The organism is Bradyrhizobium sp. P3_C3, assembly GCF_056402655.1.
Genome location: NZ_JBFUGY010000005.1, coordinates 146,364 through 161,077, shown reverse-complemented (window position 1 = coordinate 161,077; position 14,714 = coordinate 146,364). Strand labels below are relative to the sequence as shown.

At 64.4% G+C, this 14,714-nt stretch carries 14 protein-coding genes; 3 read left to right on the top strand and 11 right to left on the bottom strand.

Annotation, left to right across the window (positions count from 1 at the left end; translation table 11 throughout):
* Positions 1–101: 101 nt before the first annotated feature.
* The 10 genes from AC1DW2_RS08300 to AC1DW2_RS08255 form a co-directional block, all read right to left on the bottom strand.
* Positions 102–854 carry an RsiV family protein gene (locus tag AC1DW2_RS08300; protein WP_477005757.1) on the bottom strand — a complete coding sequence of 251 codons (753 nt, stop codon included), beginning with the start codon at positions 852–854 and terminating at the stop codon, positions 102–104.
* A 53-nt stretch (positions 855–907) separates the two neighbouring features.
* Positions 908–1,204 (bottom strand): nucleotidyltransferase family protein, encoded by a 297-nt coding sequence (locus AC1DW2_RS08295; protein WP_354174748.1) that lies wholly within the window; start codon positions 1,202–1,204, stop codon positions 908–910.
* A gap of 37 nt (positions 1,205–1,241) precedes the next feature.
* Positions 1,242–3,398 (bottom strand): methylmalonyl-CoA mutase, encoded by a 2,157-nt coding sequence (scpA, locus tag AC1DW2_RS08290; RefSeq protein WP_477005687.1) that lies wholly within the window; start codon positions 3,396–3,398, stop codon positions 1,242–1,244.
* Positions 3,399–3,422: 24 nt separating this feature from the next.
* The gene (locus tag AC1DW2_RS08285) at positions 3,423–3,887 is read right to left on the bottom strand and encodes a GFA family protein (protein WP_063984598.1); all 465 of its coding nucleotides are present in this window, start codon (positions 3,885–3,887) and stop codon (positions 3,423–3,425) included.
* Positions 3,884–5,755: a methylmalonyl-CoA mutase family protein gene (locus AC1DW2_RS08280; RefSeq protein ID WP_477005686.1), complete on the bottom strand. Its 1,872-nt coding sequence runs from the start codon at positions 5,753–5,755 to the stop codon at positions 3,884–3,886. The genes AC1DW2_RS08285 and AC1DW2_RS08280 overlap by 4 nt, the downstream gene beginning before the upstream one ends.
* Before the next feature lie 81 nt (positions 5,756–5,836).
* Complete coding sequence (gene folK, locus AC1DW2_RS08275) at positions 5,837–6,328, bottom strand: 2-amino-4-hydroxy-6-hydroxymethyldihydropteridine diphosphokinase (protein WP_477005685.1); 492 nt, start codon at positions 6,326–6,328, stop codon at positions 5,837–5,839.
* A 1-nt stretch (position 6,329) separates the two neighbouring features.
* Positions 6,330–6,698 (bottom strand): dihydroneopterin aldolase, encoded by a 369-nt coding sequence (folB, locus tag AC1DW2_RS08270; protein WP_008553485.1) that lies wholly within the window; start codon positions 6,696–6,698, stop codon positions 6,330–6,332.
* Positions 6,695–7,555: a dihydropteroate synthase gene (folP, locus tag AC1DW2_RS08265; protein WP_477005684.1), complete on the bottom strand. Its 861-nt coding sequence runs from the start codon at positions 7,553–7,555 to the stop codon at positions 6,695–6,697. The genes folB and folP overlap by 4 nt, the downstream gene beginning before the upstream one ends.
* 229 nt (positions 7,556–7,784) lie before the next feature.
* Positions 7,785–8,192, bottom strand: a complete 408-nt coding sequence (locus tag AC1DW2_RS08260; protein WP_071915663.1) for a DUF4332 domain-containing protein — start codon at positions 8,190–8,192, stop codon at positions 7,785–7,787.
* Positions 8,193–8,216: 24 nt separating this feature from the next.
* Positions 8,217–8,582 carry a hypothetical protein gene (locus tag AC1DW2_RS08255; RefSeq protein ID WP_063984593.1) on the bottom strand — a complete coding sequence of 122 codons (366 nt, stop codon included), beginning with the start codon at positions 8,580–8,582 and terminating at the stop codon, positions 8,217–8,219.
* Between the two features lie 348 nt (positions 8,583–8,930).
* Here AC1DW2_RS08255 and AC1DW2_RS08250 point away from each other — a divergent pair, with 348 nt between their 5' ends.
* From AC1DW2_RS08250 to AC1DW2_RS08240, 3 genes are all read left to right on the top strand, one after another.
* A complete protein-coding gene (locus AC1DW2_RS08250; RefSeq protein ID WP_477005683.1) occupies positions 8,931–10,556 on the top strand; it encodes a helicase HerA-like domain-containing protein in 1,626 nt (541 codons plus the stop codon).
* Positions 10,557–10,789: 233 nt separating this feature from the next.
* Positions 10,790–12,073, top strand: a complete 1,284-nt coding sequence (locus tag AC1DW2_RS08245; protein ID WP_477005682.1) for a glycosyltransferase family 87 protein — start codon at positions 10,790–10,792, stop codon at positions 12,071–12,073.
* Between the two features lie 24 nt (positions 12,074–12,097).
* Positions 12,098–13,492 (top strand): M20/M25/M40 family metallo-hydrolase, encoded by a 1,395-nt coding sequence (locus AC1DW2_RS08240; RefSeq protein WP_477005681.1) that lies wholly within the window; start codon positions 12,098–12,100, stop codon positions 13,490–13,492.
* Between the two features lie 319 nt (positions 13,493–13,811).
* Here the strand turns inward: AC1DW2_RS08240 and AC1DW2_RS08235 are convergent, their stop codons facing one another.
* Positions 13,812–14,591: a class II aldolase/adducin family protein gene (locus tag AC1DW2_RS08235; protein WP_477005680.1), complete on the bottom strand. Its 780-nt coding sequence runs from the start codon at positions 14,589–14,591 to the stop codon at positions 13,812–13,814.
* Positions 14,592–14,714: the final 123 nt, after the last annotated feature.

Here is a 14,714-nt window from a genome sequence, read left to right as displayed (position 1 = left end):
GGCGCTCTTGTCAATGAAGGCATTCTAGTCGGCTTTGCGGCGCCGCTGCAAGGTAGCGCTACCACGGCGCTGTGAGCAACGTGTCGCTGCTCAAAACATCATCACTGCGGCTCCTCCGCGTCGCTCTTCGGCCGCGCGCCGCCGAAGATGCGCATGCCTTCCGCCGTGAGATAGGTCTTCAGCGTTTCCCACGGCACGAATGCGACATATTCGCCCTCGGCGTAGGGGCCGACCGCGTAAGGCGGATAGTGGAAGGTGAGCCCGGAACTCTTGCCCGCTTCGGTTGACGGCGCGAGCGTCACCGCGCCGATCTTGAGCAGGCTCGGCTCGACGCTCTTGAACCACTCGTCGGTCGCGGTCTCGCTGGTGTCGCGCTTCTTCTTCTCGGCTCTCAGCGAAGCGATCACGGCCTTCACCATCGCCTTCATTGTCGCCCCGTTGTCGACGGTCTCGGTGAAGAACGGGCGGATCGAGATGCGCTTATGCTCGCTCTTGTCCCACAGGATCGTGTTCACGTCCGAGTTGGGATGCGCGCCATGGGTGTCCATGTAGTCGTTGCGCAGGACGCTGACATAGCGATCTGCAACAACGGAGCGGATCGCATATTTGCGCTCGAAATCCCAGCCGCCGTCCTTGAAGAACTGCGGATCTTCCTTGCGCGAGGCGGCGGCCTCGGCCGCGTTCTTGTCGAGCCAATTCCTGCCTTCTGTAAGGCAATCCGCTGCGAGCGATGCATCCGCCTTGATCTTGTCGTCGAGGAAGACGCGGGCGTCGATGCTCTTGGTCTTGACGACGGCGTCGGGCTTGGGGTCCGCCGCGAAGGCGGAGATCACGCACGTTGCGCTAAGCGCCATGGCGACGCTCAAACCGATTATGAACTTCAAGGGGAGTGCTCCTTACGTGAGCGTCAGAATATTTCGAGGATGTCGTCTGCGATCTGCTGCGCAGAGTGGGGGGAGGCGGAGCGCCGGACAGTCGCCTGCGCCTGCAAGCCGGTCGCGTCCTCGATGATCTGCTCGACGTCGATCAGGTTGAGCAGCGAGAAAGAGGCCTCCGGTTCGACCTCGACCAGGACATCGATGTCGCTGTGCGGGTGATAATCGTCGCCGTCCCGCGTGCCGAGGATGGCGAGCTTCGAGACGCCCTTGGCTTTGATGGCATCAGCGTTCCTGCGTATCGCAGCGATGACCTCATCACGTGTCATGGAGACACTCCGGCCGGTGATGCGGCCAGCGTACCATCTACTCCGCCGCCTCGCTATGCCCGAGCCGGGCATTCAGCTTGCGGATCAGCTCCTCGGCGGCTTCCGCGATCACCGTGCCCGGCGGGAAGATGGCTTCGGCGCCGGCCGCATAGAGCGCGTCGTAATCCTGCGGCGGCACCACGCCGCCGATGATGATCATGATGTCGTCGCGGCCCTGTTTCTTCAGCGCGGCCTTGAGTTCAGGCACTGCGGTGAGATGGGCGGCGGCGAGCGAGGAGACGCCGAGGATGTGGACGTCGTTCTCGACCGCCTGCCGCGCAGCTTCATCCGCCGTTGCAAACAGCGGCCCGATGTCGACGTCGAAGCCGATGTCGGCGAAGGCCGAGGCAATCACCTTCTGGCCGCGGTCGTGGCCGTCCTGGCCGATCTTGGCGACCAGGATGCGCGGCCGGCGGCCTTCCGCCTCCTCGAAGGCGTCGATCAGCGCCTGAACCTTCTCGACCTGGTTACCCATGCTGGACGCCTCCCGCTTGTAGACGCCGGTGATGGACTTGATCTCGGCGCGGTGCCGGCCGAACACCTTTTCCATCGCGTCCGAGATTTCGCCGACGGTGGCTTTCGCCCGTGCCGCGTCGATCGCGAGCGCGAGCAGATTGCCGTTGCCTTCGCCGGCGGAGCGCGTCAGCGCGGCAAGCGCCGCATCGACGTCGGTCTGGTTGCGCTCGGATTTGAGCCGCGTCAGCTTGTCGATCTGGAGGCGGCGGACATTGGTGTTGTCGACCTTGAGGATGTCGATGGGAGCCTCATCCGTCGGCTTGTACTTGTTGACGCCGATCACCGCCTGCTTGCCGGCGTCGATCCGGGCTTGCGTCTTGGCCGAGGCCTCCTCGATGCGCAGCTTGGGCACGCCGGCCTCGATGGCCTTGGCCATGCCGCCAAGCTCCTCGACCTCCTGGATGTGGCCCCACGCCTTCGCCGCGAGATCGCGCGTCAGCCGCTCGACATAATACGAGCCGCCCCAGGGATCGATGATGCGGGTGGTGCCGCTCTCCTGCTGCAGGAAGAGCTGGGTGTTGCGGGCGATGCGCGCCGAGAAGTCGGTCGGCAGCGCTAAGGCCTCGTCGAGCGCGTTGGTGTGCAGCGACTGGGTGTGGCCCTGGGTGGCCGCCATCGCCTCCACCGTCGTGCGCATCACATTGTTGAACACGTCCTGTGCGGTCAAGGACCAGCCCGAAGTCTGGCAATGCGTGCGCAGCGACAGCGAGCGCGGGTCTTTCGGGTTCAAGGGCTTCAGCAGCTTCGCCCAGAGCAGGCGGGCGGCGCGCATCTTGGCGACTTCCATGAAGAAGTTCATGCCGATCGCCCAGAAGAACGACAGGCGCGGCGCAAAGCGGTCGACATCCAGGCCGGCGGCAAGTCCTGCACGCAGATATTCGACGCCGTCGGCCAGCGTATAGGCGAGCTCGAGATCCTGCGTCGCGCCGGCCTCCTGCATGTGATAGCCGGAGATCGAGATCGAATTGTATTTCGGCATCTTCGTGGAGGTATAGGCGAAGATGTCGGAGATGATCCGCATCGAGGGCGCGGGCGGATAGATATAGGTGTTGCGCACCATGAACTCTTTCAGAATGTCGTTCTGAATGGTGCCCGAGAGCTTTTCCGGCGGCACGCCCTGTTCGCCGGCGGCGGCCACATATAGCGCGAGGATCGGCAGCACCGCGCCGTTCATGGTCATGGACACGCTCATCTGGTCGAGCGGAATGCCTGCGAACAGCGTGCGCATGTCGTAGATGGAATCGATGGCAACACCGGCCATGCCGACGTCGCCGCCGACGCGCGGATGATCAGAGTCGTAGCCGCGATGGGTGGCGAGGTCGAAGGCGACCGAGAGGCCCTTCTGTCCGGCCGCGAGGTTGCGGCGGTAGAACGCGTTGGAATCCTCCGCCGTGGAGAAGCCGGCATATTGCCTGACGGTCCAGGGCTGGTTGACATACATGGTCGGGTAGGGGCCGCGGAGGTACGGCGCGATGCCCGGATAGGTCTCGAGGAAATCGAGCCCGGCAAGATCGGCCTCGCCATAGGCGGGCTTCACCAGAATGCCCTCGGGCGTCAGCCACGGCTCAGCATTGCCGGTCGGCGCGGCGGTAGCGATGCGCTCGAAGGCGACGTCGGCGAAATCAGGAATGCGGCTCATGGTTTCAACCATATCATTAGACGCTCAATCATGATCCGGATGCTGGTGGCTGACGATGGTCGCCATCTTCTCCGGCCCGTAATTCTGTTGCGTGGTCTGGCTCGGCAAATTGGAGATTCCGACCACCCAGCCGAGGCGGGATTCAGTTCCGTACTGCCGGGTCGGCACCAGCTGGTCGGGCCGGTCGAAGGCGCCGGTCATGATCTCGATCCGGTCGCCGTCGATGCGGCCAAAGCTCAGCGGCGTGCCGCAGGCGGCGCAATAGCCGCGATCGGCGATCGAGGAGGAGCGGAAGAACGCCGGTTGCCCCTTGCTCCAGGCGAAATCCGTCCGGTTGATGTCGGCGAAGGACGCGAACGGAGCGCCGCTCGCCTTCTGGCACATTCGGCAATGGCAGATCGAAACCCTGTTGGGGGTTGCCGAAATCGCAAAGCGCACCGCGCCGCATTGGCAGCCGCCGGTGAAAACTGGTTTGCCCGCTTCGCTCATGCCTGCTCCATCCGTCGGTAGGCGTCTTGCAGTGTCGCAAGCGCATCGCCTCCGGCGAAGACAAAACCCGTGACGCCGGCCGCACGGAGTGCCGCCTCGGCATCAGTCGGACGGCCTGCCACATAGATATGTCGCGCGCCGGCCGTTTGCAGGGCCTTCGCCGCGGCGTCGGCGTGTTCCGGATAGACCTTGTCGCTGGAACAAAGACAGGCAAGCTCGGCGCCGGAGGCCTTGAATGCGGCGGCCAATTTGGCCGGATCGGCAAAGCCCTCGCTGTCGACGGCCTGGATGCCGCCAGCCTCGAACAAGCTCTTGGCAAAGGTCGCCCGCGCCGTGAAATCGGCGGGCGTGCCGAGATTGGCCAGAAACACCTTTGGCCGCGCACCGCGCGCCTTCAGCGCCGCATCGGATTTGTCGCGCAACGCCTCGAACGGTTCCGCCAGCCGGATCGGCGGCAGCGCATCGAACTTGTATTTCTGCTCGCCGTAGGGAGCGAGCTTGACCGGCGTCGCCGTCAGCACCGCCGTCTCGCGCTCATGCAGGTTGGGAAACTCGCTGGCGCCTGTCAGCACGTCGCGGCGCTTTGCGATGTTGGCGTCGCGCGCCTTTCGCGCGGCCGCGACCTCGCTCTGAAACACGCTTTGCTGAAGCGCGGCGAAGGCGCCGCCGGCTTTCTCGCTCTCCTGGAACAGCGCCCAAGCCGCCTCGCAAAGCTGCGCCGTCAATGTCTCGATGCCGCCCGCGCCGGCGGCGGGATCGCTGACCTTGGCGAGGTTGCTTTCTTCCAGCAGCAGGGCTTGCGTGTTGCGCGCCACGCGCCGCGCGAACGGATCGGGTAGCCCGAGCGCCAGCGTATGCGGCAGCACGGTGATCGCATTGGCGCCGGCGAGCCCGGCCGCGAATGTCGCGATGGTCGCGCGCAGCATGTTCACGTAGGGGTCGCGCTGCGTCAGCATGCGCCAGGCCGTATCGGCGGCAATGAACAGCGGCTTCGGCGTCAGCCCGCACGCCGTCGCGATGCGCGCCCACAGCAGCCGCAGCGCGCGGAATTTTGCCATTGTCAAAAACTGGTCGGCATCCGCAGAGAGCCGCGCATAGATCATGTCCTGCGCCTGCTCCAGCGGAACGCCGGCGCCCTCGATCGCGCGCAGATAGGCTACGCCGCAGGCGAGCACGAACGCGAGCTCCTGCACCTCGGAGCCGCCGGCATCGTGGATCACGCGCCCGTCGGCGGACGCGAACGGTCCCTTGAAGCCGAGCGCGGCGAGCCCCTTGATGGCGCCGGTGACGGCCGGAACGATCTCGTCCCATGTGTAGGGGCTGTGCCCCCACACCGCGCCGGCCGCAAGCGGATCGAGCCCGAAGCGGATGTTGCAGGCGGCGGGATCGAGGCCGTTGCTCTTCACATATTCCGCGACATGGATCGCCGCCATCCGCGATTGCGGACCGATCTGGAGCTCGATGCCGATGCCGGCATCGAGATGAATATCCTTGAAGAGCGTGGCGACCGCATCGGCCGAAGGTTCCAGCCCGAACCCGTGAGCGCCACTGCCGCCGGCGAACACCAGCGCGAGACCCGTCGCGCCATTTTCGAGATCGGTCAGCGCCTGCGCATTCGCGAGCGCCGCATCGGGATGGTCGATCCGCTGCATGATCTGCCACGGCGCCGCCGCAGCCCGCCCGACCACGGGCGCAACGCCCCTGGCGCGCGGGTAGAGCGGGTCGATCTTGAGGCCGTCATAAGTCTTGCCGACCAGCTTCTCGAACGGCGCGCCCTTCAGCACGCCGTCGACCAGCCTGCGCCAGTCGTCGACCGTGGCCTTGGGAAAATCGGCCGCGAGCGGCAGGTCGTCAGTCACGGAGGTCATACGGCCAAGGGCTCCCAAAAATCTTGTTGTTCGCAGGCGAAATTGCCACGGCCGGCCGTCGCTGCAAACGGTTGTTTTTGGTTAACCGGTATCCGGAAGCCGCTCAATGCCTTGCGTCGAGACGCTGGCAAGCCCGTCACGCACACGTATGCCTGAGATCACGCGGTCGGGCGCGATTTCAGCCAGCGGCACCAGCACGAAGGCGCGCTCGAACAGGCGTGGATGCGGCAAGGTCAGGTCGGGCTTCTGCAAGCTGACATCGTCATAAGCGATCATGTCGAGATCGAGCGTGCGCGGGCCCCATTGCCGCTCCTTGTTCCGTGTGCGGCCGAATTTCTGCTCGACCTTCTGCATCACGAACAGAAGCGCATGCGGATCGAGGCTGGTCTCGATCTCGACGCAGGCATTGATGAAGGGATCCTGGTCCTCGTCGCCCCAGGGCGGCGTCGCATAGTCCGAGGAGCGCGCGATCACCGCAGCTTGCGCCATGCCGCAGATGTGCGAGATCGCCTTCCGGAACGTCGCGCGGACATCGCCGACATTGCCGCCGAGTGCGATCAGCACGCTCGCCATCTCAAGGATGCCGCGAGCGCGTCAGCATGATGCCGACGTCGTCGAAGATTGCGGCGATCGGCGCATGCGGCTTGTGCACGGTGATCTTCACGGCGCGGATGCGCGGGAAGTGCGACAGGATGGCATCGGCGACCGCGCCGGCCGCCCGCTCCAGCAGCTTGTAATTTGTATTCTTGAACGCCGCCGTCGTGGTCGCCACGACTTCGGCGTAGGACACGGTGTCGGCGAGCCGGTCGCTGCGCGACGGCTCCGACAAATCGGTATAGAGCTCGAGATCGATGACGAAGCGCTGGCCGACTTCGGTCTCGTGATCCATCACGCCGTGGCGGGCGTGGATCGACAGGCCGGTGACGAAGATCGTATCGGTCATTGCTTGCTCTCGATTGCGTTCGCGACCCGCAGGGCCTGCAAGGTCTCGGCGATGTCATGGGTCCGGATGATCTTGGCGCCGCGCTGTGCGGCGATCAGATGCGCGGCGATCGAGCCGGCGAGCCGTTCTTTCGGCTCCGAGGGCGACACCGAAGCGATGAAGCGTTTTCGCGAGGCACCAACGAGGATCGGCAGGCCGAACATGTCGAATTCGCGCAGCCGCGCCAGCGCGGTCATGCTCTGCTCGGCTGTCTTGCCGAAGCCGATGCCGGGATCGAGCACGATCTTGTCGCGCGCGATGCCGGCCTTGGCGGCGATATCGAGCGAGCGCAGGAAGAACGCCTTCATGTCCGCGACGATGTCGATGGCGGAATCGACGGTCTCGCGGTTGTGCATGACGATGACGGGGACGCCGCGCGCGGCGATGAGCTGTGCCATGCCGGTGTCGCGCTGCAGGCCCCAGACGTCGTTGGCGATCGCAGCGCCCTGGTCGAGCGCAAAGGCCACGACTTCAGCCTTCATGCTGTCGATCGATACGGGCACGCCGAGCGCCACCACGCCTGACAGCACCGGCTTCAGCCGGGCCAGTTCGTCCGCCGCCGTCACCGGCCGGGCGCCCGTGTAGGGCCGGGTGGACTCGGCGCCGATGTCGATGATGTCGACGCCGGCCTCGATCATCGCCCGCGCCCGCGCAAGCGCCAGCTCGGGCGCGATGAACTCGCCGCCGTCGGAGAAGGAATCCGGGGTGACGTTGAGCACGCCCATCACTGCCGGAATCGGCCGCTCCAGCAGCGTCCGCAGCACGTCGGGCCCGGCCGAGCCGGCCGGCGGGACGGATGGGGAGGGCGAGGCATTCATGCGGCCCGCTTTAGCGGTCGGGGAGGGGGGATTCAAGGTGGGAGGTGGCGAATGTCGATGTGTTCGCGGAGCATCGATCGCCTCCACTGTCATTGCCCGCGAAAGCGGGCAATCCAGTATTCCGAGACCGTGCGGTGATACGGAGGAGCCGCAGCGTACTGGATACCCCGCCTACGCGGGGTACGACACCGAGAGCTAACGCGGCAGGTCGTATGCCGAGGGAGATGCCCTAATACGTAATCTTCGGCGGCAGCTTCTTCGCCTTGGCGATGATGTCGCCGACCGATTTTTCCGAGGGCAGGATGCGGACGAGCTTCTTCTTCACGTTGGCTTCCCGCATGCTCTGGGCCAGCCGTGCCGGATTCCGATAGGCGAGCTCGCGCACGGTGGTGACGCCGGCGGCGCGGACGAGGCCGACCTTGGCCCGGCCCATCCCGGGAATGCGCATGTAGTCGGAGACGTTGGCCCATTCCAGCAACTGCTGCTCGCTGATGCCGGTCTTGGCGGCGAGCGCCTTGCGACCCTTCACGGTCGAGGCCGCCTCGAGCAGCGCGTCGGTCGTGCGGATTCCTTGCGCCTTCAATTTGTTGGCGGCAAAGGCTGGCAGGCCCTCAATCTCGGAGATCGGATATGTCATGATACTCGATATGAAAAGCGTCGCTCAGGCGAACTGGCTGAGGCCCGGCGTCCCCGCGATGATCTTGCCCATCTGATCCGCTCCGATTTTGTCTCGGCCGTAGCGGAAAAGTTCACGGGCAACGTTCTGAATCTCGGACATGCCAAGTCCCAGGCCCATCAGGCGCGTGCCGACGGCCATCAGGCCGCCGCCCATCAGCCGCGACAGTCCGCCGCCGCTCCTGGACGCTTCTATCGCCGCTTCTGCACCGGGAATCTGATCGATCAGCGCTTCGACGTTCTCGGAAGGACCTTCGCTGCGGAGGAAGCCCAGGATAATGCCGACGGTCTTTTCAGCCACAGCACCATCTATGCTGGCGTTCGACGCCAGCCGCCCGATCAGCTCGTCCATAAGGCCCGCCCCTCAGCCGGTTTGCATGCCCGAGTATTGCTTCCGAAATGATCTTGATCCGGAGCGATGTGAAATACAAGCGATGAACGTACGCAAGGTTCCGATTCACTCTCGAAGGCGCGAAAAGTGTTGCAGCGATGCAAGAGCGGAGATGGATTCAGCGAAAAATTGCCGCGGTGCGAACGCGTCATTCCTACTTTCGGCTGATGTCGGCAGTATGTTTCCGACAATGTCGCATGCTCGGGGCGCGTTGAACGGTTTTAATCCGCACGCGACATGCGTTAAACTACGGAGCAGGCGCATTCGAGTTTCAATAGGCGAAACACGGCAGAGAGATCAGAGAGAAGCATGACCGCACAGGACAGCAAGCTCGGCGACACCGACGACAAGATCTTCGTCGGCAAGGGAGACGAGCAGGCATGGCTGACGCTGGCGCTTGCCAATCGCCACGGCCTCGTCACGGGTGCAACCGGGACCGGTAAGACGGTATCGCTGCAAGTCATGGCGGAAGGATTTGCGCGCGCCGGCGTTCCGGTCTTCGCATCCGACATCAAGGGCGACCTCTCCGGCATCTCCGAGGTCGGCGAGGCCAAGGATTTCATTGTCAAGCGTGCCACCGAGATGGGGCTGACGTTCCAGCCCGACCAGTTCTCGACGGTGTTCTGGGACGTGTTCGGCGAACAGGGCCATCCGGTGCGGGCGACCGTCACGGAGATGGGGCCGCTTCTGCTTGCGCGCATGCTCGACCTGAACGACGTGCAGGAAGGCGTGCTCAACGTCGCCTTCCGCGTCGCCGACGACAACGGGCTGACCCTCATCGACATGAAGGATCTGCGCGCGCTGCTCGATGCCATCGTGCCGGATGCCGGCAAGAAGGGGGCGGACGCCGAGGAAAGCCCGCTTGCCGACATCAAGAAGGAGGCCCAGGGTTTTGGCAACGTCACCAAGGCCACCGTCGGCACCATCCAGCGCCAGCTTCTGGTGCTGGAGAACCAGGGCGGCACCAAATTCTTCGGCGAGCCGGCGCTGACGCTGAAGGACTTCATGAAGACCGACCGCGACGGCCGCGGCATGGTCAACATCCTTGTTGCCGACAAGCTGCTGCAGAGTCCACGGCTTTACGCGACATTCCTGCTGTGGATGCTGTCAGAATTGTTCGAGGAGCTGCCCGAGGCCGGCGATCTGCCGAAGCCGAAGCTGGTGTTCTTCTTCGACGAGGCCCATCTGTTGTTCAACGACGCGCCGAAGGCGTTGATGGACAAGATCGAGCAGGTCGTGCGTTTGATCCGATCCAAGGGCGTCGGCGTCTATTTCGTGACGCAAAACCCCGTCGACGTGCCCGACCGCGTGCTCGGGCAATTGGGCAACCGTGTCCAGCATGCGCTGCGTGCCTTCACCCCGCGCGACCAGAAGGCGGTCGCCGCAGCGGCCCAGACCTTCCGGCCCAACCCGAAGCTCGACACCGCCAAGGTGATCATGGAGCTCGGCAAGGGCGAGGCGCTGGTGTCCTTCCTCGAAGGCAACGGCACGCCGACGATGGTCGAGCGTGTCATGATTCGGCCGCCATCGGCCCGCATCGGATCGATCACGCCGGAAGAGCGCAAGGCGATCATGGATGCGAGCCCGGTGAAGGGCAAATACGACACCGCTGTCGATGCCGAATCCGCCTACGAGATGATCCAGAAGCGGATTACCGGCACGGCTGCGACTGCCGATGCCGGTGCGGCCGACGGAGGTGGCGGCGGCATCCTCGGCCAGATCGGCTCGATGGTCGGCACCATCTTCGGCACCAACGTCAAGCGCGGCCGCCTGTCGGCGGGCCAGGTCATTGCGCGCGACGTGACGCGATCGGTCACCAACCAGGTGATCGGAGGGATGGCGGCCAATCTCGGCAAGTCGGTCGCCGGCCAGCTCGGTGGCTCGATCGGCCGCACCCTGGTGCGAGGCGCGCTCGGCGGGCTGCTGCGTCGTTAGGCAGAGAAGCCGGATTTGAGGCACTAAAGCCTCCATTGCGTCAAGCCCGGCAGGACGAAATCTCGCGAGTATTTGGATGCGATTGCCCCGCACGCCGGGCGAGGCCGAACACCATAAATTCAGGTGAAGGGGGTTCTCCAAGCGTCCGTCGGTCTGCTACGTGCTATTTGTTGCCGACGGGACATAATGTGACATCACCGAATCTATCAGACAAACTTGGCCCGCACAGAGCCTTGTCGCTGCGTGCGCCGCTCGATCTGCTCTTCCTGATCTGCTGCGTCCTCCTGACCGCTGACGTGCTCGTTCCCGAGATCTTCGGCCACGGCAAGACCAAGGATTATGGGCTGTGGTACTGGGCCGGGCAGCAGGTGCTGCACGGTGGATCGCTCTATCCCGACCAGGTCGGCGAGTATTTCGAATTCATTTATCCACCGCTGCCGGCGATCCTGCTGGCGATCCCGAGCTGGTTCGGCAAGATCCCGCTCTATGTCGTGCTGTCGATCCTGAACGTGGTGGCATGGTGGTACACGGGCAACTTCTCCAATGCCATGACGGGATCGGGCCGCAGGCCCGGCCCATGGCTCGAAGCGCTGCCGGCCATCGTCACCGTGACCTTCGTGTTCGACATGTTCGACCTCGGCCAGCCGAACCTCGTGCTGCTGGCGATGATGCTCTGGGGCTTCTGGTTGTTGCAGCGTCAACGGTCCTGGCTCGCGGGCTTCCTGTTCGCGCTCGCCACCGCCATCAAGGTGTTTCCGATCGCGGTGCTGCCCTATCTGATCTGGCGCAGGAAGTGGGCGGCCACCGTCGCGACGGTCGCTTTCACCGGCATCCTTCTCTATGTCGTGCCTGCACCGATCCGCGGCTTCGAGCGCAACGCGGCCGAGCTCAAGACCTGGTACCAGGGCATGGTCGGCACGAGCTCGGAAAAGGGCTTTGGCCAGCGCGATGAGCAGAACTGGTCGTGGGTCAACCAGTCCCTCATTGCCGTCACGCACCGTCTGGTCCGGCCGATCAACTACAATCAGGAAGATCCCAGCAAGCCACCGCGCACGATGAATGTCATCGACGTCGACTACAAGACGGCGAACTTGATCGTGATGGCGTTGTCGGCGTTGCTCGGGCTCGGCTTTCTCGCGGTGATGCCGTCGCAAGCGCGGCGAACGGCGCGCTCGGATGCGGAGGAGCTCGGCATCCTGTTCTGCCTGATGACGGTGGCATCGCCGCTGGCGCGGCAATACTACTTCATGTGGCTGTTCTTCCCGATGACGGTGCTGATGCATCGCGCCGCCTTCGACGCGCGACCGAACGTGCGGCTGGGAACCTGGCTCGCGCTGGGCGCCGCCGGCATCCTCATGCTGCTGTCGCTGCCGTGGTTTCCCAATGTCATCCAGGCCTGGGGCAATAACCTTGTCGCGACCGCCATTCTTGCAGGTAGCCTCGCATGGCACATCCGGCATCCGCCGGTTGCGGCTGGCTCCGAGGCGGCGGCAGCGCTAAAACCCGGTACCTCTTGAGACTCAAAAGTCAGGAATACGACCATGGCCAATGCGCAGCTTCAATCGGTGCTCGATCACATCGACAAGGATTTCGACAACAGCCTGGAGCGTCTGTTCTCGCTATTGCGGATCAAGTCGATCTCTGCGGATCCGGCTTTTGCCGCCGACTGCAAGGCCGCGGCCGAGCATCTCGCCAAGGACATCGCGAGCCTCGGTGTCGCCACTGAAGTGCGCCCGACCGCGGGCCATCCCGCAATCGTCGGCAAGACCGGGGCGGGCGGACGGCCGCATGTGATTTTCTACGGCCATTACGACGTGCAGCCGGTCGATCCGCTCGATCTGTGGCATCGTCCGCCGTTCGAGCCTGTCGTCACCGACCACGCCGACGGCCGCAAGATCATCGTCGCGCGCGGCGCCGAGGACGACAAGGGCCAGGTCATGACCTTCGTCGAGGCCTGCCGCGCCTGGAAGAAAGTGACCGGCTCGCTGCCGATCGACATCACCTTCCTGATCGAAGGCGAGGAGGAGGTCGGCTCCAAGAATTTCGTGCCGTTCATCGAGGCCAACAAGGACGAGTTCAAAGCGGACTACGTGCTGGTCTGCGACACCGGCATGTGGGATCGCAACACGCCCGCGATCACGACGTCGCTGCGCGGTCTGCTCTATGAGGAGCTGAAGATCACCGCCGCCAATCGTGATTTGCATTCCGGCGTGTTCGGCGGCAGCGCGATGAACCCGATCCGGGTGCTGACGAAAATCCTGGGCGGCCTGTTCGACGACGACAACCGCATCACCATCCCCGGCTTCTATGACGGCGTGAAGGATCTGCCACCTGATATCCTGGAGCAGTGGAAGAAGCTCAACCTCACGCCGGAGATGTTCCTCAAGCCGATCGGTCTGTCGATCCCCGCCGGCGAGAAGGGCCGGCTGCTGATCGAGCAGGCCTCCTCGCGTCCGACCTGCGACGTCAACGGCATCTGGGGCGGCTATATCGGCGAAGGCTCCAAGACGGTGATCCCGTCGCATGCCTCGGCCAAGGTCTCGTTCCGCCTGGTCGAGGGGCAGGACCCCCAGAAGATCCGCAAGGCTTTTCGCGACTACGTGGCGGCGCGGCTTCCGGGCGACTGCAAGGTCGAGTTCGGCGATCATTCCGCCGCGCCCGCGGTGGCGCTCGACTGGAACATGAAACCGCTTGCCGCCGCCAGCAAGGCGCTGACCGAGGAGTGGGGCAAGGAGACCGTGCTGATGGGGTCGGGCGCCTCGATCCCGATCGTCGCCGATTTCAAGCGGACGCTTGGGCTCGACTCGCTGCTGGTCGGCTTCGGCCTGGACGACGACAACATCCATTCGCCGAACGAGAAGTACGACCTCCGCAGCTTCCAGAAGGGCATCCGCTCCTGGGCGCGGATCCTCGCGGCGCTCGCGGACGTGAAATAGGCGCGGTGCCGTAGGGCAAAGGCGCAAAGCGCCGTGCCCACCATTCGTCCGCGATCGCGATAGAGAGGTGGGCACGCTTCCGCCTTCGCTCTTCGAGCTACGGCGGACAAGTCGCTTTGCCGGCCCTACGAAGACTCTCTCCTCGTCATTGCGAGCGTAGCGAAGCAATCCAGAATCCCTCCACGGGCACAGTCTGGATTGTCGCTTCGCTCCTCGCAATGACGGCGCAAATAAAAACGCCGCCCGGAATTGGGCGGCGTTTCATTCCAAAAGGCGTAGAGGTTCGTTGAACGCTACCCTACACTAAATCGGCAGAATCTCAAGTCCGGTAGCCCGGAAGCTCGCGGTCGAGCTTGCGCAGCAGCGGCGGCCAAACCAGGTTGGTGGCGCGCAGCTCGGCGCGGTCGCGGTTGGCGAGCAGCTCGGTGTTTTTCTCGATCGCAATCTCCTCAACCGGATAGACCGGCGTGCCCAGCGCGCGCGTGCGCACCTGCATCGAGCAGGCGCGCTCAAGGTGGTACATGCGCTCGAACGCTGAGGCGACTGACCGGCCGACCGTCAGCGTGCCGTGGTTACGCAGCAGCATGTGGTTATGGTCGCCGAGGTCCTTCTGCAGCCGCGGCCGCTCGTCGTGGTCGAGCGCGATGCCCTCATAGTCGTGATAGGCGAGGTCGTGGGTGACGAGCTGGGCGGTCTGGTTCAGCGGCAGCAGCCCTTCCGCGCTGCTCGACACCGCGGTGCCGTCGAGCGTGTGGAGATGCAGCACGCAGATTGCGTCCTCACGCACCTCGTGGATCGCCGAATGGATGGTGAACCCGGCCGGGTTGATGCTGTACTCGCTCTCGGAGAGCTGGTTGCCGTGCAGGTCGACCTTGACGAGGCTCGATGCCGTGATCTCGTCGAACATCAGTCCGTAGGGGTTGATGAGGAAATGATGGTCGGGGCCGGGCACGCGCGCCGAAATGTGGGTGTCGACCAGATCGTCCCAGCCGTACAGCGAGACGAGGCGGTAGCAGGCGGCGAGATTGACCCGTTGCTGCCACTCCGCCTCCGTCATGTTCGAAGGCACTTCCTTCAGGCGCGCTTCCGCTGGCGACATGGCTTATCTCTCCGAACTTCGTTGTTTCGGGGAGGGAGCGTAGTCGCGGGTGGGGCTGGCGGCAAGGCGGTCAAATCGCAGCAGCCACGCGTAGCCCGCATGGAGCCAACGGGTCGGCGCGAA

What these genes read in the sequence shown, in the direction of transcription:
- AC1DW2_RS08300 (WP_477005757.1), bottom strand. Translation starts at nt 854, where the DNA reads ATGGCGCTTAGCGCAACGTGCGTGATCTCCGCCTTCGCGGCGGACCCC.
- AC1DW2_RS08295 (WP_354174748.1), bottom strand. Translation starts at nt 1,204, where the DNA reads ATGACACGTGATGAGGTCATCGCTGCGATACGCAGGAACGCTGATGCC.
- scpA (WP_477005687.1), bottom strand. Translation starts at nt 3,398, where the DNA reads ATGAGCCGCATTCCTGATTTCGCCGACGTCGCCTTCGAGCGCATCGCT.
- AC1DW2_RS08285 (WP_063984598.1), bottom strand. Translation starts at nt 3,887, where the DNA reads ATGAGCGAAGCGGGCAAACCAGTTTTCACCGGCGGCTGCCAATGCGGC.
- AC1DW2_RS08280 (WP_477005686.1), bottom strand. Translation starts at nt 5,755, where the DNA reads ATGACCTCCGTGACTGACGACCTGCCGCTCGCGGCCGATTTTCCCAAG.
- folK (WP_477005685.1), bottom strand. Translation starts at nt 6,328, where the DNA reads ATGGCGAGCGTGCTGATCGCACTCGGCGGCAATGTCGGCGATGTCCGC.
- folB (WP_008553485.1), bottom strand. Translation starts at nt 6,698, where the DNA reads ATGACCGATACGATCTTCGTCACCGGCCTGTCGATCCACGCCCGCCAC.
- folP (WP_477005684.1), bottom strand. Translation starts at nt 7,555, where the DNA reads ATGAATGCCTCGCCCTCCCCATCCGTCCCGCCGGCCGGCTCGGCCGGG.
- AC1DW2_RS08260 (WP_071915663.1), bottom strand. Translation starts at nt 8,192, where the DNA reads ATGACATATCCGATCTCCGAGATTGAGGGCCTGCCAGCCTTTGCCGCC.
- AC1DW2_RS08255 (WP_063984593.1), bottom strand. Translation starts at nt 8,582, where the DNA reads ATGGACGAGCTGATCGGGCGGCTGGCGTCGAACGCCAGCATAGATGGT.
- AC1DW2_RS08250 (WP_477005683.1), top strand. Translation starts at nt 8,931, where the DNA reads ATGACCGCACAGGACAGCAAGCTCGGCGACACCGACGACAAGATCTTC.
- AC1DW2_RS08240 (WP_477005681.1), top strand. Translation starts at nt 12,098, where the DNA reads ATGGCCAATGCGCAGCTTCAATCGGTGCTCGATCACATCGACAAGGAT.
- AC1DW2_RS08235 (WP_477005680.1), bottom strand. Translation starts at nt 14,591, where the DNA reads ATGTCGCCAGCGGAAGCGCGCCTGAAGGAAGTGCCTTCGAACATGACG.